General features: G+C 42.0%; 12 protein-coding genes. 3 read left to right on the forward strand and 9 right to left on the reverse strand.

Annotated elements, in window-relative coordinates:
- Positions 1-7: 7 nt before the first annotated feature.
- Positions 8-6028: an Ig-like domain-containing protein gene (locus T530_RS14660; RefSeq protein ID WP_051537837.1), complete on the reverse strand. Its 6021-nt coding sequence runs from the start codon at positions 6026-6028 to the stop codon at positions 8-10.
- Positions 6029-6158: 130 nt separating this feature from the next.
- Between T530_RS14660 and T530_RS0105105 the strand changes: the two genes are divergently transcribed.
- A complete protein-coding gene (locus tag T530_RS0105105; RefSeq protein ID WP_038073794.1) occupies positions 6159-6923 on the forward strand; it encodes an NAD-dependent protein deacylase in 765 nt (254 codons plus the stop codon).
- 62 nt (positions 6924-6985) lie between these two features.
- Here T530_RS0105105 and T530_RS0105110 read toward each other — a convergent pair whose 3' ends face one another.
- From T530_RS0105110 to T530_RS0105125, 4 genes are all read right to left on the reverse strand, one after another.
- Positions 6986-10006: a hypothetical protein gene (locus tag T530_RS0105110; RefSeq protein WP_027728105.1), complete on the reverse strand. Its 3021-nt coding sequence runs from the start codon at positions 10004-10006 to the stop codon at positions 6986-6988.
- A gap of 1 nt (position 10007) precedes the next feature.
- Complete coding sequence (locus T530_RS0105115) at positions 10008-10649, reverse strand: hypothetical protein (protein ID WP_156011546.1); 642 nt, start codon at positions 10647-10649, stop codon at positions 10008-10010.
- 11 nt (positions 10650-10660) lie between these two features.
- Positions 10661-11779 (reverse strand): C40 family peptidase, encoded by a 1119-nt coding sequence (locus T530_RS14665; protein WP_051537838.1) that lies wholly within the window; start codon positions 11777-11779, stop codon positions 10661-10663.
- 106 nt (positions 11780-11885) lie between these two features.
- Complete coding sequence (locus T530_RS0105125; protein WP_027728107.1) at positions 11886-12206, reverse strand: isoamylase early set domain-containing protein; 321 nt, start codon at positions 12204-12206, stop codon at positions 11886-11888.
- A gap of 230 nt (positions 12207-12436) precedes the next feature.
- On the opposite strand from T530_RS0105125, the gene metK reads away from it, so the two are divergent.
- The gene (gene metK, locus T530_RS0105130) at positions 12437-13636 is read left to right on the forward strand and encodes a methionine adenosyltransferase (protein WP_027728108.1); all 1200 of its coding nucleotides are present in this window, start codon (positions 12437-12439) and stop codon (positions 13634-13636) included.
- A gap of 39 nt (positions 13637-13675) precedes the next feature.
- Here the strand turns inward: metK and T530_RS14670 are convergent, their stop codons facing one another.
- Genes T530_RS14670 through T530_RS0105150 form a run of 4 tightly spaced genes read right to left on the reverse strand, consistent with a single transcriptional unit; the run spans position 13676 to position 19505 of the window.
- Positions 13676-15703, reverse strand: a complete 2028-nt coding sequence (locus T530_RS14670; RefSeq protein WP_051537839.1) for a SpoIIE family protein phosphatase — start codon at positions 15701-15703, stop codon at positions 13676-13678.
- Between the two features lie 26 nt (positions 15704-15729).
- Complete coding sequence (locus T530_RS0105140) at positions 15730-17598, reverse strand: DMT family transporter (RefSeq protein ID WP_027728109.1); 1869 nt, start codon at positions 17596-17598, stop codon at positions 15730-15732.
- Positions 17599-17602: 4 nt separating this feature from the next.
- Positions 17603-18514: a DUF2156 domain-containing protein gene (locus T530_RS0105145; RefSeq protein ID WP_027728110.1), complete on the reverse strand. Its 912-nt coding sequence runs from the start codon at positions 18512-18514 to the stop codon at positions 17603-17605.
- Positions 18515-18545: 31 nt separating this feature from the next.
- Positions 18546-19505, reverse strand: a complete 960-nt coding sequence (locus tag T530_RS0105150) for a hypothetical protein (RefSeq protein WP_027728111.1) — start codon at positions 19503-19505, stop codon at positions 18546-18548.
- A 106-nt stretch (positions 19506-19611) separates the two neighbouring features.
- Between T530_RS0105150 and nth the strand changes: the two genes are divergently transcribed.
- On the forward strand, positions 19612-20256 hold the full coding sequence (gene nth / locus T530_RS0105155) for an endonuclease III (protein WP_027728112.1): 645 nt from the start codon (positions 19612-19614) through the stop codon (positions 20254-20256).
- Positions 20257-20258 lie beyond the last annotated feature (2 nt).

Genomic DNA, 20258 nt, shown 5'->3' on the forward strand with positions numbered 1-20258 from the left:
TCTCTCCTTAGAAGATATTGGTTCTCAAACCAATTGCGAATTGAGGAACAATACTCTGGATTTCGACCGAGCTGGCAACGTCGGTAGGAATGAACCAGAGGGAACCTTCGAAGTAGAAGGCAAAGGTACTGAACATCTTTGCATTCTTTAATTTTACCTTCGGAAGTTCAATCTGTCCAACTAAAGCTGACAAAGTTTGCGTTTTTCTGCTCTGTGTAAGGTCAAACCAGCTGAATTGAGCACCAATTGCGGCGCTGGCGTAGAGCCATTCAAAATCTCGTCCAAAGAAATAGCTGAACGGAATTGAAACGATGTTGGCAAGAATCTTAAGGCCGAATACGTTTCCACCGTAGCGGGTACCTGTAGGAGCAATACCGAAGAGGTCTGAAACTGAGTCACGCTGTTCCTGAGTGAACTGTCCCCATTCTACCTGAAGTTTTACGTTGTCGTCAAAGAAGGTAAGACCAGCGCCCAGTTCAAAGAGTGTAGCACCCCAGAAGTGGAAGTCCAGATATAAGCCCTGAATGAAGCTTGGTACTTCGTAGGCGGCCTTATCACCTTTTCGCAGGGTAAGGGTTACGTCCGAAAGCTCAACGTTATCATTTGAAAGTCCGGAAACATCCAGAACCTGATTATAGCGTCCGCCGCGTTCAGGTGTAATCAATCGGATTGAAGGTTTTGTATTATCAACCTGAATGATTGTACGTGTAACCGCAATTTCGCCGTTTACCATTACTGCTCGGATAAGCAGGAAGTGATATCCTTCCGGCAAATCTTCATTTTCAATTCTGTATTCCCATCCCTGTTTTTTAGAAACCTGGATGAAGGTTTTTCCGTTATCAAAACTGATTTCAACTTTTGCAACGCGTTTTGCATCGGTTATTGCCTTCTGCTCAGGACTAACTTCTTTTGTTTTAGAAAGAAGAACTTCGTCCTCACTGATAGAATAACCGGCGCGACCATAAATGTAAGGGCGGTTTATAGCAAAATCACCGTAAGTAAAGTTGTCGATTGTAATCCATGGACCAACCGGACTGTAGGTAATTGTCTGCTCACGGGAAATGATTTCCTTTCCGCCTTCAAGAACTGTTCCAACCTTATAAGTATGAAGACCTTCTGTCATATTTTCCGGTCCCATATCGAACTTGAAGAATCCGCATGATGTAAGTTCTGTCTGAGCGATATTCTGGTTATCCAGATAGAGGTTTAAATGGTCAATTTTGAATTCGCCTTCCGACTGGCCGTAAATCGTAAAGAGACCGTTTTTGTGTTCGCCGTTAAGAGGGTAGAGAATGTCTACTGTTGCCGGCTGCTTGTTCTTATCCAGGTGGATATTGCGGCTTACGTTTGTAGCGTTTCCTGCCTTATCTTTTCCGGTTACTTCAATATTATAGAAGCCGTTTTCCAAATCTGAGATGTCGATAGTTTCGCCGACTACGCGGTCAATCTGAAGTTTACGTACAACGGAGCGTCCAGATTTATCAAGATTTCTGATTGTTGCGTAGAGCTCTGTGATTTCAACGTTATCGTAGGTAAAGCCCGAGAAGAAGAGGTTTCCTGTAGTTGTCGAATCATCAAGAGGAAGTTCAAGATTGATTTCAGGAGGGGCGTTATCAATATTGATGATACTTGAATAAAGTCCCTGAATACCGTACTTATCTGTAATCTTAAGGAATACAACCTGAGTTCCGCCGTTGATAGCGCGGGTGTCTACATCATAATGCCACTTTTCTGTTCCGATTGCGTCGTTGTAGCTGTTACCGCTGTCCAGAGAAACTTCAACTTTTTCGATACCGTTTTTATCGCTTGACCATCCGCTGATTGTAATTCTGTCGCGGTTATGAGTATCAATTGTCGGAAGTTCTACTGCACCCTTTGGCTCTTCCAAAGAAATTCTGAAGGTTCTTGTAGTTTCCGGTCCTTTTACTCCGTTAATATCAACTGCGTAAACTGTTACTGTATGCTCGTTATCAGTGAGGGAAAGCAGAGGAATGTCGATTGCAAAACTTGTTCCCTGTTCCGGCAGCTGAGTATAAGGATTATTGTCGATTTTATAGAAAATTGTTGAGTCGCCGTCATCATCATATACTACACCAGAGATTGTGAAGTCTCTTGTAATAATCTGCATTTCTTCCGGCACGTGGATTTCTGCAATTGGGAGATCTGATTCCTGATCAATCATAAAATCCCAGAGTTCCATAGATGATGTATTTCCAGCGTCGTCAGTAAAGAGGAAGGACATTGCATCATCAATAGGATTTGCTTCAGTTCCGATAAGAACGCTGGTCAACGGAGCAAGTTCAATAGGATTTTTTACAGGCTGCTTGCCTTTTACCGGTGGAGCCACATATTCAGCCTTGTTCAAATGTCCGTTATCTTTTATGTCAAAAACAATGAGGGTTTCACCGTTTACAATATCTTCAGGAGTAGGCACGATAACCGTAGCATCCGGAGGAGTAACATCCTTAAAGCAGGCTGTATGAACATAGCTTGTTTTTCCTGCAAAGTCAGTAGCGCGGATATCTATGCAGATAAGTCCGTCCGGGTCTTCCTTAAGACTTGCATTTGTGCTGAAGGTTGCTCCAGGATTTTTGCTTGGAGAAAGAGGGAATTCTTCCCAGGTTTCGCCGCCGTCAAATGAGTATTCAGCTTTTGCAATGCCGCTAGGATCCGCTGCAGTGCCACTTACCTTTAATGTGTTTCCCAGCCACTGGGCAAAAACCGGTTCTACCAGATTTACTACAGGCGCTGATGTATCTGCATCAAAATTAACGCGAGCCGATTCGTAGGCATTGCCGAACTGGTCGTGAACGCGAACATAAACGCCTGAATAATAGCCGTCTTTTTCTGCGGAAAGTGTGATAAGATTTCCGTCAGTTTCAATCTTAAGGCCTTCAGTTTTAGAAACAAGTTCTACACGAAGTGGTGCCATAAGATTTGCGTAGAAATAATATTTTGAAGAGTCAGAAAGAATGTAATTTCCGTTTTCTTCATCAAAGCCTGTGTTTCCTGCCGCAAAACCAAAGATTTTTTCAGAATCTTCGATAGACTCACGCGGGTAATCGCGGACAACGCTGACAGCGCCCTTTACAGTTTTAGAAAGGGAACCCGCTTTTACAGTTGCCGTAAAATTGTTTACGCGGACCGGCAGGTTTCCAAGAGGAATTTCAGCAATCCAGAGGTCTGGATTTTCCGGGGCTGGTTTTATAAGTCGGGCAGAGCCTGCCTGACGAAGGTCGCCGCCAGTAACTTCATCCCCTGTAATTTCGTAGCTTACGCCGCCAACTGCCACGCTTGATTTTATGTAAAGCTGAATTTTTGCAGCTTCCTTTACGCCGTAAGGAACAACTACCGGCATTCCGCTCAGGTAGTCAGCGTCATTTACTTTTGCAATATTTACTTCAAGGCTTGGAGCTTTTGCCGCAGTGTATTTTCCCACAACAGGAGCTTTTCCATCCTCTGCAAGTACGCTCATTGTAAGGGCGTTATTGCCTTCTGCCATTTCGGAGCGAGGGAAAATCATAAATGTATCGCTTTCTTCTGCAAAGTTGCCCTGATAAAGGCCTACTGCATACACATCAAGATCATCAAGCCAGCTGATTATCGGAGCCTTTGGAGAAGGAAGTTTTCCGTTTACTTCTTCAATTTCAGGAAGCTTTTCAAAGGCAATTGCATTGGCAGATTTATTTCCGCCTGCGCTTTCTGCAATGATTTCTATTACGTGAACGCCGTCTTCAAAATCCTGAGGATTAATTTCAAAAGAGAAATCGCCGCCTTTTGCAAGTTCGATTTTTACTTCTTCTTTTGCTTCTGTATGTACTGCGCCAATTAATCCAGCCTTGATTTCTGTAACAGCTGAAAGCACCTTGTAATAAGCCTTTCCAACTCCAGTTTCGCAGGTAATTTTACCCTTAACGGAAATCGGCTCCTGGCTTTTTATCAGCTTAGTATTTTCTGTTTCCAGAGCGATTTCCGGCAGGGCTGTATCAGATTTAAAGCGGATTACTTTTGACTCAAAAGTTTTTCCGTTATCTGCAGTGACGCGGATTTTTACGTCTTCAGAGCCGCCCACAGCGTCCCCTGCCACAAGCTTAATCTGATTGCCGTCAAGTTCGGCCTTTGCAAATGGGGTAGGAGGCACAAGTTCAACTTTCGTTGCATAAGCGCCAATAAAATATGCGCTTGCCGGGAATTCCGGATTATTGATGATTGTGCCGTCTTCATCAATTCGGCTGTCATCAAGAACAATAGAAGGCTCGCTTGCCTTTACGGTAGTTGTGTTTGTAACGTAAAGCACTCCGCGGAATTCAGAAACTCGGTCAGCAATATCGGTTGTCTGAATAACCAGCTGCAAAACGCCCTTAGGGAAATCCGGTGTAATCGGTAGGGTAATTTTCTGACTCAAAGAAGGCTTGGCAAAAGTGTCATCATAAGATGCAACGCCGTCTTTTCCCCATCTGATTTCCTTGTGAACCGATTTAATACCAACTGTAGAATTTGCAGTTACCTCAAAGGTTGACCCGCTTTCCGGGTGAACTTCCATTCCGTTTACAAAATCAAGGGCCTCTTTTCCGCTGCTGATACGGGCATCAGAGAATTCTGCTTCAAGACCAACTGAATAAAAGTTTACGGTTACAGGATTTCCTTCAATTCCGTTTTCATCGATACCGGTAACAGTTACAAAATGCTTACCTGTTTTAAGACCTTCCGGCAATTCCGGAGTATAAGAGAAAGCGCCCCTTGTTTCCTGAATAAAGGCTTCATCCTGATTTCCGTCAATCACGATTTTTACCGAAGCAAGGGCGTCATCATCTTTTGCAAAACCGCGTACAACAAAACTGTCACGGCCGCCAAAGGCCTGGTCTGGTGCAGGATTTTTAATTTCCACGACAGGCTTATCATTTTCCTGATTAAGAGGAATGTTACGAACAACGTCAGTGATGTTTCCAGCCCGGTCAACCGCATGAATAGCAAACTTAACGGCTTTTTCCTTCAAGCCGATTGTGTTCAAATCAAGTTTCCAGTAAGGGTTTCCTGGAATAAGCTCAAATTCGCCGCTTTCGTTCCCAAAAGTCCAGGTAAGCGAAGTTACCCCGATTTTATCTTTTGCGTAACCCGCAACCGAGAATTTTCCGTTTTTAATTTCGCCTTCCGCAGGGCTGACAATCTTTACGTCAGGATTTGTGTTATCAATAAAATAGAGGAAGGAATAGAGTCCAACGCTGGTTGTTTCATCAGTTGCGCGGAACCAGATAACGTTAGGCCCGTCATTAAATTTTTTAGTATCTAAATCAAAGGCAAATTCGCACTCAGAGCCTCTTTTTGAAAGTTTTTTCAGTTTCAAAAGGCTGAAGTGCTGGCCGCCGTCAGTAGAAACTTCAAGTTTTTTAATTCCGTTTCCATCAGTTACAAGACCTTTAAAATTCACTTTTCCAGAAACGAGCATACCCATTTCTTTATCGTAGAGGCTTGTTACAGGAAGTTTTCGGTCCAGTTTCCAGTTTACAATTGTCGGATTTCCTTCAATCTGAAGGGCATTTATATCGTAACCGATGACCTTGATTGTATGGTCACCTTCTTCAAGATTTGTCGTATCAAGATAATAAGACCAGAATTCCTTACCCTGAGCATCAACGCGGAGTTCACTTTCTCGCCCTTCATCAAGAATGAGTTTTACTTTTGCAACGCCGTCATCATCAACACAGGTACCTACAATATTAAGGTTTCCGCTAACCCTCATATCAGGATATGGGTTTGTAATGGTACAGACAGGAAGGTCAGATTTAGGATCGAGCCAGATATTATGAGGTCCTTCAACAGTTGTATTACCGCCCAAGTCTTTTGCGGTAATCAAAATATTATATTTTCCGTTCTTTCTTTTATCCAGATCAAAACTATCCTGCCAGCTATTTAAATTTTTAGCTGTAATGTTTTCAACTTTAGGCGATGTAAACTGGGCAAACAAAGGATTTGCAGCCGCGCCTGTCAGTGAGAACAAAATCAGAAGTTTTATAAGTCTTTTGAACATTTATTAAATACCTCTTAAAGAAAAATAAACAAAGAGAGTTATTTACTTATCGGCAGAATTGGTCTAATTTATAAGTACAAGTAAAAAGCTCAGGATTTAAGCAATTCGCTCAAATAAGAAGGAAGGTCTTATGCTAAGTAAAAAAAACAAACTTTTAGATAATATTTCTAGTTTACAAGAGGTAATAGATAAAAGCAAAAACATTGTGTTTTTTGGGGGCGCCGGTGTTTCCACAGAATCGGGCATTCCAGATTTCCGCAGTGTTGACGGCCTTTACAATATGAAATGGGCTTATCCGCCTGAGCAGATTATCAGCCGAACCTTCTTTTACGAAAATACCAAGGAATTTTACCGCTTCTACCGTGAAAAACTTTTGATTAAGGGAGTGGAACCGAACGCTGCCCATTACAAGCTTGCGGAGCTGGAAAAAGCTGGTAAGCTTAAAGCCGTAGTTACCCAGAATATCGACGGGCTGCACCAGAAGGCGGGAAGTAAAACAGTTTACGAGCTTCACGGAAGTGTCCTGCGAAATTACTGTGAATACTGCCACGCTTTTTATGATGAGAAGATTATCGAAGAAAGTGCACATGCCCCTGACAAGCTGCCTCACTGCACAAAGGAAGGCTGCAAGGGTCTCATTAAGCCGGACGTTGTTTTGTATGAAGAGGGCCTTGATAACGACACCATCAACAACTCGATTATGGCAATCAAAAATGCCGACACCCTGATAATTGGCGGAACTTCGCTTACCGTTTACCCAGCCGCCGGCCTTGTTGACTACTTCCAGGGAGAAAATCTTGTCTTGATAAATAAAACTGCCACCATGCAGGACAGCCGTGCGAGCCTGGTTATCCGCGGAAAAATTGGCGAAGTGCTGGGACAGATTAAGGTGTAGGGGGAAAGCCTTCCCCTACCGATTATCGAGCGACGGGGCAGCACTTCGATACACCTCCCCGCTTAAAAGTTCATCGAAAATCCCAGTGCCCCATAGCCGTAGCTTTTTGCGTTTCTTACCGCTACGCCCGCTTCAAAAAAGGATTCCGTCTTAAAGCGGTAGTTTGCCGTAATTCCGTAGTTAGGCGTAATTCCAGCCGCTACTTTTAAGCCGAATAAGTGTTCCAGCGGCACCTGATCGCCAAGTTTTTTAAGATAATCTTTCAAATCAAGAATTCGCCACTTGTCATCGTCGTGAAGCTCTGAATAACTGAAGCCGAGCTTATAATGGAAAATAAGTCGTGCGTCATTAAAGAAAAGAATTCCGGCTCCCTTTTGAATACCAATTCCAAAAAGAATACTTTCAAAATCTAAGGTCACGGCATTAAATTCCGGGAAGCCTTCAGGTTTCAGACTGCTCAAAATAGAAAAATCAGCGGTCTTTGTTTCTGCAAAAAGGTGAAGGCTGAGTGTCGAAGGCAGATTGAATGTTAAATTTAAAGTATCACGAAGAGGAAGCAGGCGGGGAAGAGCAACCGATGCTGCAAATCCCAAATCATTATAGAACTCGTATTTGTCCAGCTCGTAACGGTTATTGGCGTTATAGCGGCTTGTGAAAATTGCAGCTAAAGAAAAGCCTCCGTCTGAATAATTTCCGTCTCCGCACTTATGAATGCTGCTGTAGCCTGCGCTAATGGACTCCAGTCCGTAAAAATAATTCTTGCTGCTGTCCGAATAAGCCCAGCCGATTCCAAGCTTTTCGTACTTGCGTTTTGCCTGGGCCTGAGTCAGGTTAGAACGGCCGTAGTGAAGCAGCATGGTGTCGCTTAAAATCACTTTTGAAATACGACCAAAGGGAATTGTAGAAGTTATTTTTCCGCTTGCCCGTGCCTGCTTCCAACCAGCCTTATCAAATTCACTGAAGCCTGAAATTGAATACTTAAAAAGCTTTGTAAAAGTTCCGCTCTGGTATTCCAGCTGAATTCCTGCCGAATTAGTTATTGGACCATAGCCCATTGCAATTATAAAAATGCCGGAAGTCCATGGACTCAAGTTCAGATAAGATGCAGAAAGCGGCATAAGATATGAAGTTTTCTGCCCGTAATTGTAGGAGTTTGAAGTAAGCGAACTCAGCGGATAAAGGGAACCGCGCAAAAAGTTCATTCGATTATAGGGTTTTGAGTTAAGTTCTCCTTGCACCGGAGCCTTGGCCTGCCCAAGAGTAAATTCAGGCCTTCTGATTTTTACGGCTTTATTTCCTGAAAGTCCGTCCGAAAGGGCTCCTTCATCATTTTTTATAAAAATCCTATTCTGGCGGAAGAAGTTTCCTATATAAAAAATCTTTCCTTCCATAAAAACCGGATTAAAAATACCGCCCGAAAAATCAGATTTTTCAAAGCTGAAAGTTTTTGTCTGCAAATCATAAGAGGCCAGACGAGGCATTGAGCCCGGCTCTGTGTAAGTGAATAAAAAACGGTTTGAAACTTCATCGTAAGAAATGTATCGCGCCACTGTATTTCTTCCAGGAATGGTAGTGAAAAGAAGCTGTCCCCTGATATCATATCCGCAAATCGAATAATCCAGTCCTGATTTTTTGATGGCAGCGAATGCAGGTCCTGTTGACTCTCCTGTCCACAAGGTTGTCTTTTCACCCTGTAAAGAACACATGCTCTGGAAAAGATTTCCCTCAGGAAGTTCAAAGGCTGCTGTTTCTGTAAATCCTGCCAGATTGCCTTTATCGTTCAGCTGCAGCTTAAAAGTGGCAATTTTCACTGTCGGTGATTTGTAAATCTGGCAGACAAGATAATATTCTCCATCATGCAAAAGAATCAGCGCATCGTGAACATTTGTAAGTTTCGGCAAAGCCTTAAAAGTGCCGTTTTTTCTGTCATAAATCTGAAGTTTTGATTTTGTTGCTGCCGCCCTCTGGCTCATAATCTGAAGGGCAATAAAGCGTCCGTCGCGGGAAATATCAGCCTTTTCCATCTGCTGCAGGGTAAAAAGTTTTTCTGGAGAGATTTCTTTTTCTCCAGAAAGCTGGGCCTTATCAACAAAATAAAGAGAGCTGTTTTTTGAATTGATATAAATTAAGCCCTCGTCACATTTTTTTAGATTTTCGTAAATTGCGCCGGAAGAGTTTGCCACAGAATAATCAGATAAATCAGGTTTGAAAAAGTCCTTTGCAAGTCCGCTTTTCACAGGATTTTTGTCAGCGCTGTCTACGCTCACGGCAAAATCATTTTCAAACTCTTTCCATGCCGAGCGAAGACTCTGCCCGAATGTTTTTTTGAAAGCCCCGCTGACTGAAATCGATTTTAAGTTACAGAGCCTGTACCAGAAGTCAGCATATTTTTGAATTCCGTATTTGTCCTGAACCCACTGGTAAAAGGCTCCGTTAAATTCGTAAAAGCTTCCAGCCGGATATTTGTCTGAAGCGCCCTGAACGTCGCTGTAATAAGGAAAGAGACCTTCAATTTTTGCCTGCTTAATCTGGTGCTTTGCAAACTCGCTGTTCAGGCGGCCCTCTCCTGTGATGCTTTCGCTTGCAACGGCGGCTCCTTCCGCCATTCCACGGGTAACGGTAATCGAGCCTGGATAAAATTCATCACCAAAAACAAGGCCCAGTCCTTTCCAGAAGGGATTCTTCATATTATAGGTGACAGAATGCGTGATTTCATGCCAGAAAGTTCCCAGAATCGTGTCTTCAAGCACCTGAAGGTTATCTGTCGGGAAGGTATCGTAAATTACGATGTGATTATATGGATAGGAAGACCAGTTTGCATTAAACTGCTCGACTTTCTGTGTGATTACAAGGGGCATGCGGTACTGAGGTTTAATTCCGTACTGAGCGGCGGCCTCTTCATAAATGCGGTCTGCATTTGCAATCAGGATTCTGGCAGTTTCTTCGTTTTCCTGTGCATAAATCAGGTCAAACCAGGTAGTTTTGTAGACTAAAATCTTTTTACAACCGCTTACTGCTCCATCATAGGCAAAAAGTGAAAGGAGTGTAAAAAAGGTGAAGATGATGGAAAATATTTTTTTCATATTAAAGGGAAACTTCTATATTATTTTTAAGGGTAAAGAGACTGGGGAAGAAAATAACTTTTTGAGTAGAATTTTTCTTTTTGTTTCTAACCTGAATGTTCAAAGAGCTTTTTGAAATTTCATCTGCAAAATTCTGTCCGTAAAATGATGCAATTAATTCAAGATAGCCGTTTTCGTCCAGGGATGCAGTTTCTTCATCATCCGCAAGGGCCGGAATCAAGAAGATGTCAAAAACGGCTGCAATTTTTTCACTTGAACCATGATAAAAATCCCGGAAGTTCTCTGGAGTAAGCTTGAAAGTGATGACGTCATTTTCTGCAGTGGCAATCAGGTTATCAGGCGGAAGAATGCCTTTTACAATAATTCCGCCTTCCTCTTTGTGATAGGCCTCGACATTTTTGAAACCTTCTTCTAAAAGTCCCTGCCTCAAATCATCCATATTCAGTTGATTAAAATCGGTTCCAACGCTTTCAAGCAGTTTCTGGATTGCGCCGTTCTGTTCAAAAGTGCAGTCCAGCTCAAAAGCGATTGAATTGTCTTCCAGCAGGGTAAAGGAAGCTGTGTTTTTGCAGGAAGCAAAAGTCACAGCGAGGAGAAAAAGGCATACAAAAACAGAAGGAATTGCAGATTTTCTTTTTTTCATCTCTTCCTGCATTAATGTACAAAGCTGCTTAAAGGCAAACTTACGCGAACGCCTGTAAACATAACAAGTCCGGCCGAAGCTGATTCAAGGAAGTTCAAGGCTGCGTTATCTGTATTGTTGAAAACAGAATAGCTTATGTCCTGAACAAATTGGATTCTAGCATCTTTTATAGAGAAACTTGGGGTAGAGAATACAACTCCGATTGTTCCCGGAAAAACAGATGCCTTAATTGTCTTGTCTGAAGTAACAAGATGGGCGTCGCTGAAGGAAATTACAGGACCTGCATAAAGGCGGACATATTCACTCATTGTTGCTGTAAACATGATTGGAATCTGGAATACATCCTGACTGAAGTTGATTCTTGCTCCAAGGGCAAGTCCCGGCTCCAGGAACCATTTCTTATAGCGGGCGTTAATCTGAATATCAACGGCGCGGAAGCGGAACATAAAGGAGTTTGGCGCAATTAAAGACCAGCCGGCATTTGTGCTGGCATCAAAAATTATGTTGTTTGTTAAGCTGTTGCCGCTGCGTGAAGCATGAACCTGGCGAGGATGCTTTTCCTTTTCTTTTGCGTCCTGAGCAATTGCTTCCTCAATCTGCTCTTCAGTTCCGGTTCCTGACTTCAAGAACTGGCCGGTTGCAACGTATTTTCCCTTCCAGTAAGTCTGATTAAGAGAAGAAATGATTACGCCAGTGTTTTCTCCGTCGCTGATGGCAGAAATGAACTGACCGTTTCCAATGTAAATACCAACGTGGGAAATATTTCCGGTGCTGTTGGTCTTAAAGAAAACAAGGTCACCAATTTCGCGGCTCTTGTCCGGCACGATGCGGCAGTAGCTGTAAATTGCCTTTGCGGTTCGCGGAAGCTGAATTCCAACTGATTCGCGGGCAACATAATAAATCAAACCTGAACAGTCAAAGCTGTCTGGTCCCACGGCGCCCAAAACGTAAGGGCAGCCTACATATTTTTTAGATTCGGCAACAAATTTTTCTCGTGCTACCTGTGCCTGGGCAGGTGTAATATCTTCTGCACAAAGTTTCAGGCTGCAAACGCTGAAAACAAGGAGAAGCAGAAATAAAATCCGCTTTCCAAAACTATCTGATACATGATTAAAACTGGTTTTCTGCATATCTATATTTTCGAAGAATTATAAGAATTCATTAGCTGTTTAGAAAAAAAAGGGCCGTCCCTTTTCAGGACAGCCTCTTCCTTTTATGTTTACTCTGCCGTTCGGCTTAGAAATCTTTTTTAGTAACAACTACAGAGTTATCGGCATTTGAATATGGAGCTGGAATGTATTTGTCTGCCTTCCAGTCGTTTTCCCATCTTGTTCCATCAAGAAGATAACGGAACTGATATTCACGCTCTGAATCAAGTTCAATCTTAGCAGTAAAAGAACCGTCTTTTGCCTTCTTCATAGGAGTATCTGTGCTGCTCCAGCTGTTGAAGTCACCAACTACATTAGCTTTTGAAACATCTTTAGCTGCTTCTGGTGAAACAGAAAAAGTCACAGTACATTTTTTACCGTCTTTAGAAAAACTCTTCTTCAATGCCATTTGAAGTCTCCAAGTACGTTGTTATTTATATAGTGTTTTGGCGTATTTTAACATTTTGTTTTGTTTTTGTACATATCAACATACGAATTTATTTGATTATTATTGTGCAAAACGTTAATATAAAGCTATCACATCAGTGAAAACACTTCAATCCGCCGATTTATCCAAATTGCAGGGCGGAAATCGTGCTCGTATGAGTTGCGAAAATCTTGCTAAATAGGAGACATAATATGTCTATCTTATCTAACAATCACTATTTATTTACTTCTGAATCTGTTGGTGAAGGTCACCCGGATAAACTTTGTGATCAGGTTTCTGATGCAGTTTTGGATTACTGCCTTTCTCTGGATCCTGATGCTCACGTTGCATGCGAAACTTTCTCTTCTACTGACTTTTTGCTGGTAGGTGGCGAAATCGGATTTTCAAAAGACATTGATTTGAAGGATTTCAACCACAATGTAGAAAAAATTGCCCGCGGAGTAGCTCTGGACATCGGTTACAATTCAGCTGATGTTGGTTTGGACGGCGCAAACTGTCTCTTTATGAACAGACTTCACGCTCAGTCAGCTGATATCAACCAGGGTGTTGTAGGAAAGGGTCTTGATGAATACGAAGGACAGCAGGGTGCCGGAGACCAGGGTATGATGTTCGGTTTTGCCTGCAATGAAACTCCAAGCCTTATGCCAGCTCCAGTTTACTATGCTCACCAGATTTTGCTTCGCGCTCACGAACTTCGTCATGCTGGAAAAATTGCATGGCTTCGTCCTGATGCAAAATCACAGGTTACAATTGAATACGACGGCTACAAACCGGTTCGCATTGATACAGTTGTAGTTTCACACCAGCACAATCCTGATGTAGATTACGACACAATCAAAAAGACTTTGATTGAAGAAGTAATTAAGCCTGTTCTTGAACCAACAGGACTTTTGGATGACAAGGTAAAATACTTTATCAACCCAACCGGTAAATTCGTTATCGGCGGCCCGGACGGAGACTCAGGTCTTACAGGACGCAAAATCATCGTTGATACTTACGGTGGTATGGGACGCCACGGCGGCGGCGCTTTCAGTGGTAAAGACCCGTCTAAAGTTGACCGCTCAGCTGCATACATGGCACGCTACATTGCAAAAAACATCGTAGCTGCTGAACTTGCAGACCGCGCAGAAGTTGAACTTGCATACGCAATCGGAGTTCCATTCCCAGTTTCAATCATGGTTGAAACCTTCGGAACTGAAAAAGCTCCACGCAACAAAATTGAAGAAGCTGTAAAGAAGGTTTTTGACTGCACACCAGCAGGAATCATCAAGACTTTGAGCCTTAAACAGCCGCTCTACCGCAAGACTGCTTCTTACGGACACTTTGGTCGCGAAGGTTTCCCTTGGGAAAAGACTGACAAAGTTGAAGAACTTAAAAAAGCTGTGAAATAAGCAGAAAGGGCTGTCCAAAATGAATGGGCAGCCCTTTTTTTATTCCTTAAGGATTAATTGCAGCATTGTAATATCGTCGAACTGCTCGGCGTCCCCTACAAAGGCATCAATTGACTTACGAAGCGCTTTACAGGTTTCCGGGGCAGTAAGTTTTTCTGTGCCCTTCATGGCAGCCATAAGGCGGTCATCACCGAAGAGTTTTTCGTTGGCATCAGTTGCCTCTGTAACACCGTCAGTATAAACAAGCAGGCGGTCGCCTTTTTCCAGAGTGATGGTATGCTCTGTGAAAGGAAGTCCTTCCATTCCGCCGAGTACGAAGTTAGGCTTTGTCTTAACAAAGGTGAATTCTCCATTGTGATAAAGAACCGGGAATGGGTGGCCGGCATTTACAAAGCGCAATTCGCCTGTGCTCAGGGTAACAATTCCCAGCCAGCAGGTTACGAAAAGACCGGTTTCATTTCCCTTACACAATTCATTGTTTGTGCGCTGGAAGATTTCAGAAGGAGAAAGTCTCTGAATACTGTGGGTTTCCAGCAAGGTTTTTGCAATTACCATGAAGAGGGCTGCAGGAACACCTTTTCCGGAAACGTCACCTACAACAATCATAAGGTGGTCGTCATCAAGAAGCAGGTAGTCATACAGGTCGCCGCCAACCTCTTTTGCCGGGTCCATAGTTCCAAAAAGGTCGAATTCCTTGTGATCCGGGAAGGCAGGGTAAATCTGCGGCAGCATATCTGCCTGGATTTTTGTTGCAACGTTGAGCTCGGCGCCGATTCTTTCCTTTTCTGCCGTAACCGCAGTTAAATCAGCAATATATTTTTGCAGAGAAACGGACATCGCATTTACGCAGGAAGCAAGGTCTCCGATTTCATCATTTTCAAAGGCTCTTGCACGGCGTTCAAAATTACCCTTACTGATAATTTCAACATCTTCAACAAGGGCTTCAATAGGACGGGTAAGAGTCTGAGCAAAACTCTGAACAACTGCAGAAACAATTGCAATTATTGAAAGCATGAGGAATGCAAAGAATATAATTGCAAATCTGATATGACGGGCCATATCAGCTACAGGTTCAAGAACAGTCTTCTGCGGTATGCAGATACAGAATTCCCAGTCTGTAGACTGTAAAGGAGAATAAGCGTAATAAACGTCATGAGAAGTAAGTTCAACGGCATTTCCTTTATGAAGCATTTTATCACGGATAGAATCATCAAGGCTTTCATCATCATAAACAGAAGCTACAACCGGATCAGGAGAAATTGCGTTTCCCTTTGTGTCGATTAAGAAAGCGTAGGCTCCTTCAATGTCAGAAACGTCAACCGTTGCGTTATAGAGGTCGGAAATAAGAACATCCATGCAGACAACGCCTTTGAACTTGTTATTGGCATCATAGAATGGAGAGGCGCAGCTAATCATAAGGCCATGCTCGAAAGAGTCGGAATAAACGTCTGTAAAGCAGGTTTTTCCCGCATTTTTTGCAAGAACATACCATGGAGAGTCAAAATAGTCGTAATAAACTTCTGCAATTCCGTCGTTAGCCTTATCGTTATCAGAGTTAGGGTCGTAAGAAACCATAAAGCCGTTTTCTGTGGCAATGTAAATACTCAAAATCTTATCATTATAAGTATGAATAATCGGCTTAAAAATCTGCTCAACGTTTCCAAGCAGGTTCAGTTCTCTTTTTACGTCAATATACTTGTTCTTTTTACTTGCAAAGGTTCTCTGCAAAACCCAGGTGCCGCCGTTTTTTGCATCAGGAGGAAGGACTTCCTTTTCCTTAAACTGGGACGGATTTGTGTATATGTCGTGAATGTAATCTGAAAACTGAGTAGTACAATCCAGGAATTTTCCAAGCTCCGAATCCGCAAGCTTAGCCTTTCCTTCTGAGAAGGCATGAAGCTTCTGCACTGTTTGATTAAGCAGGGCAATCTTACTCTTTTTCTGAATACGAAGCATGCTGAAAACACCAATCAGACTTGTTAATAAAAGAGAGGTCATGGTGATTTTAAGAACCATAAAGTTTACTTTGTGGCGTATGGTCTTTCGTTTTTTTTCACTTATATCCATTTCTTAGCTCCTTGTACTATGAAATTCTATATTACTATGTGAATATTTGTTTCGTTTCTTTTTTTGCTTGTAAGAACAGATGCCCTCAAGGCCCTGTGACGGAGGATTTTTAATCCTGTCATGGAAAATGCGTCATCACTTGCTTTCATATGGAAAGGATTGTAAGGCTTACCCTTGTAATTAATGCGCACGGAAATTGCATTTCCAAAAACTATGCTGATATTTATGTTTGTTTCAGGTAATTCGTTTAGAATTCTGATACAAATCTCTTCTATACAGCTTTGAACTTCAAAAATACGTTTAATACCGATATTTTTTTCAGCTGCGGCTCCTTCAATCTGGTCATTAAAGATTGCAAGAGTCTGAGAATCTGAAGTTATGTTTCCGCTGCAATCCGGGTGGAACTGATATTTGGAAGGAATTGCCGCCTGTACATGAAGAAGGCTTCCAAAAAGAATAATCAGAGGAAGGGCAACAAAAATACCCATGCTTGTGTAGGAAATAAATACCGGAATAAAATCAAATTCTGAAGAAAAAATTGAAGCCAGCCAGGCTGCTATTAATGAAAGCCCTGTCAGGGATGCAAGGAAAATGACAAAATGTCGTTTCTTATTAAAGCCTACATAATGCGATTTTACCGTGCTGTGCCAGATGAGCCAGAGTCCTGTTCCGATAAAGAGATTACAGAAACATTCAGCCAGAAGAAGATTTGTTGGTGTGTCTATAATAAAGGATGTGAAAATGCAGCCAAGACAGCAGCCTGCGGCTCCCCAGATACCCCATAATAATCCTGTAGTTACAGGCAAGAAGTTTTTAAGGCCGACAAGGCTTTCGTATTCCAGGAAATTCATCTTTTGAACGATTAAATCCAGGCCCGCATATATTATGGCTATGGAAACTGCAATGTACCACCATTTTTTAAGCTCGGCAGCAAAATGTTTTATAGTGTCATTTATGGATTTTTTTTCAGATTTTGTCTGCGTAAGTTTTTTTATGCCCTTTCCAATTGCCGTGTAAACGGAGTTATCTGCCAGAAGAACACCCGCAACCATAATTCCCGCGCCAATTGCCCTCATCGGAGTGATGATTTCCTCATCTGTTCCAAAAATAAAGGCCAGAACAGGGGACATAAGCATTGTCATTATGATTTCGGTAGAAAAAATCAGGGATGATGTAAGAGGCGAAACATAACGCATGGCATAGAGCTGAACGATACTGTACAAACCCCGGATAAAAAGGCTGACATACAAAACACAAATCCAGAAGGACGGTTCAATGGACAGTGAGAAGGATTTGCCAAAGAAGATGACTTCGACAATCCAGCAGACAGCAGAAATTATAAGAGAAAAGAAAAGCTGTCCCATCGCAATAATTGAAGGGTTTGAACTTGCCGAATATCGTGAAATTGTGAGGATTGTAAGGGCAATTACAAGGTCTGCAAGTACAAGATATAAAACTCCTTCGCTCAAAAGGGCAGAGGCTTCGCAGTTCATCATAAAAAAGAGTCCGACAAGAACAATCGCAATGCCGGGAAAAGTTTTAAAATCTGGTTTTTCACGGAAAAGCAGCAGGGCCAGAAGCGGAATAAATACAAAGTAGGCAGAAAGTACGCAGGAAGTTACTGTTGCGCCAGTTTTTTCGGCTCCAAGAATCAAAAATACATTAAAGGCAACCTGTTCCAGCGAAAGGATAAAAGACTGAAAAATCTGTTTTTTATCCAGGCGGAAAAGCTCACCAAAAAAGAAGAGAAGAACGATTATAAATCCTGCTCCGTTGGTAATCGTTAAATATCCGAACTGAGAAACCGAGGAAGGTACTCCGCCAAGAAAGGCATATTGAATTGAGGCAAAAAAAGTTATGATACATAAGGAAATTACAGCTTCAAACTTATTCAATTTATCAGTCCTTCTCTTTTACAAGATATTTTTTAAGCAAATATTCGGGCCTGTAGGACAATTTCATTTTACGAAGTCCCTCATGACCTAAATCCTCTTCCCAGTTAAGCCATTTAATTGAACCCGGGCAGCGGTCTGCAACCGTATTGTTCAGCATTTTATAAATATACTTATATGAACGGTCTGCCTTTTCTACAAAACCGTCATAAGTATCCTGATTTAAGGGCGTGCCGTATTCAAAGGCTGCAATTTTGCTGTCAATTAAAATCACAAGCCCATGAAAGCCAAGTTCATAAAAATTTTCCAGAGCATTGTCCAAGGCTTTTTCTTCTGCGCGAAGCTGGGCATTAGTTTCTTCTGTATAAAAATCGTCGTACCACCTTCGTGAAAAGGCTTTTACTTCTTCAAAATATGAAGGAACAAGTTCTTCTATTGAATAGCGGCCTTCAAATTCCTTCTGAAAACGATGGACTTCCCATCTCTTGCCTTCATATTCCTTGCCTTTGAGTTCAGCAAGTTTTTCTCGGTTGAAAATGTATTCCGCATTATCGCGTTTTTCTTCTATATAAAATTGCTCCGGATAATTCTCTTCAATAAAATTTTTGGCTTTTTCTGTGACAGTTTCAAAAACCAGTTTTTTACCTTTTTTGTGGGCTTCAGAGAGTAAAGTTTCTAATGCCTTCTTCCCATCCTTGATATTTCCCAGAGGGAAAAGATAGACTTCTTCATTTTCATTACAGCGATTCTGACGCAGGATGAATAAAAAATCATTTTTCACCGCATAGAGGTTTCCGTATTTTTCCTGAAGACAATAGGCTGCCGCAAAGGAATGCTGACAGGACCCTTCTCCATATTGGAAGAAAAAAGGATCAAGAAGAGGTTTTGTACTGAGAAGTAGAGGTTTAAAATCTAACATCAGGTAATAGTTTTCTTTCGGTTTTTCCTCATTAGTCTTTTATGGCGTATATAGTAATGTTACTTTTTCCGTCTGAACCTGAAAAAGCTTCTTTACCTTCTTTGTCCTTAAATGGCTTGTAACCGTCACGATATAAAGGAAGAACGCCGTAAGAAATATCTGCGCTTCTTACAAATCTTTCTTCATCTTTTGTATCTGGATTATAAATGACAGTGATTGTTCGTGGATTTTCTATTATATTAGAGGCTGCTTTTTTGAGAAGTTCTTTTAATTCCTTGTGATATTCTGGAATTTCCACATCGTAGTCTAGGCTTTCTGTAAAATATTTAATGGAAGCATTTTTTGTAATGATAAAAGCTTCAAGCTTGGAAAGTTCAAGAGAGTCAGCGTCTACGGTGTATGCGTATTCAACTTTTGCATCTTTCCATTCTTCTGGCAGAAAACGTACATCAGTAGAAGTCGCTGCCGGCGCTGTAGTAGTCATGGTAAGACTTCCGTCTTCATTAGCCCTTATGGATTCAAATTTTTCTCCAAGGTCTGAACCGTCTAAAATACTTCCAGTATCTATGTTACTGGCTAAGGATTTTCGCTCTTTATCAGTCATTACCGGCCATTGAACTATGGATTTGGAACTTTCATCTTTAAAAAAGAGAGTCCAGCAGCTGTCTTGTTTTGTATAAAGTTCTTTTGTGCTTTTTACCGGCGTATCCAGGGAAGTATAATCAAATTCTGCATACATCATGTCTGAAGTTGAATATGAAACTCGGGAATAATAGTCCAGAGCCTGAACCTGTAAAGCGCCGCCTTCCGCTGCAATTGTGGTCTGCTTCCAGTTTTTGTGACGTTTGAGCAGGCTTTTTTTAGAATTAGCCTTAATTATATCAGCGTAAGTAACTGACTCTGGATTTTTAGGAGTTGATTTATCTTTTGCGAATGTAGAAAACGTGATTCCTGCAATAAGAAGCGGAAAGAGCAAAAAGCATTTTTTCATATATTACTCCTAAGATAACGTTACTATACATTTTAATTCCTGTTATCTTGAACCGTCAAGAAAATTCGGCTTTAAACTACGATTTTTCTATGATAGAGTGATTGATGTGGAACTTCTTTCAAAGTCAGAAATTACAGAAATAATGAAACGCTGGCAGACGCAAAATCCTAATCCCGCTTCGGAACTGGAATATAAAAATGCATTTACTCTGCTGGTGGCGGTGGTGCTGAGCGCTCAGGCTACTGACAAATCTGTGAATATTGCAACGCGGCCGCTTTTTGAAGTCGTTGACAACCCTCAGGCCATGCTTGAACTTGGGGAAGAAGGCCTCATTCCATATATAAAATCAATCGGGCTTTATAAAAATAAGGCAAAGCATGTAATTGGCTTGAGCCGTAAATTAATAGAAGATTTTGACGGCGAAGTTCCAGGCGACCGTGACGCCCTTATGACCCTTCCCGGGGTGGGACGCAAAACCGCAAACGTAGTTCTGAACGTGGTATTTCACCAGCCGACAATGCCCGTAGATACCCATCTGCTTCGTGTGGCGCCCAAAATGGGACTGGCAGAAGGCAGCACGCCCGAGCAGGTGGAAGCTTCGCTGCTTGAGAGAATCCCGGCGGAATTTTTGCAGCACGCCCACCACTGGATTTTGCTGCACGGGCGCTATGTATGCACTGCCCGCAATCCTAAGTGCCAGGACTGCATAGTCAGTGATTTATGCAAATGTTATAATCAGAATAGAGGATAAAA

Source organism: Treponema sp. C6A8, from assembly GCF_000619925.1.
Classification (GTDB): domain Bacteria; phylum Spirochaetota; class Spirochaetia; order Treponematales; family Treponemataceae; genus Treponema_D.

Bases quoted from the DNA above. Each gene is read 5' to 3' on its own strand.
- T530_RS0105125 (WP_027728107.1), bottom strand. From the start codon at position 12,206: ATGGCATTGAAGAAGAGTTTTTCTAAAGACGGTAAAAAATGTACTGTG.
- T530_RS0105110 (WP_027728105.1), bottom strand. From the start codon at position 10,006: ATGAAAAAAATATTTTCCATCATCTTCACCTTTTTTACACTCCTTTCA.
- T530_RS0105105 (WP_038073794.1), top strand. From the start codon at position 6,159: ATGCTAAGTAAAAAAAACAAACTTTTAGATAATATTTCTAGTTTACAA.
- T530_RS14665 (WP_051537838.1), bottom strand. From the start codon at position 11,779: ATGCAGAAAACCAGTTTTAATCATGTATCAGATAGTTTTGGAAAGCGG.
- metK (WP_027728108.1), top strand. From the start codon at position 12,437: ATGTCTATCTTATCTAACAATCACTATTTATTTACTTCTGAATCTGTT.
- T530_RS0105145 (WP_027728110.1), bottom strand. From the start codon at position 18,514: ATGTTAGATTTTAAACCTCTACTTCTCAGTACAAAACCTCTTCTTGAT.
- T530_RS14660 (WP_051537837.1), bottom strand. From the start codon at position 6,028: ATGTTCAAAAGACTTATAAAACTTCTGATTTTGTTCTCACTGACAGGC.
- T530_RS0105115 (WP_156011546.1), bottom strand. From the start codon at position 10,649: ATGAAAAAAAGAAAATCTGCAATTCCTTCTGTTTTTGTATGCCTTTTT.
- T530_RS0105150 (WP_027728111.1), bottom strand. From the start codon at position 19,505: ATGAAAAAATGCTTTTTGCTCTTTCCGCTTCTTATTGCAGGAATCACG.
- T530_RS14670 (WP_051537839.1), bottom strand. From the start codon at position 15,703: ATGGATATAAGTGAAAAAAAACGAAAGACCATACGCCACAAAGTAAAC.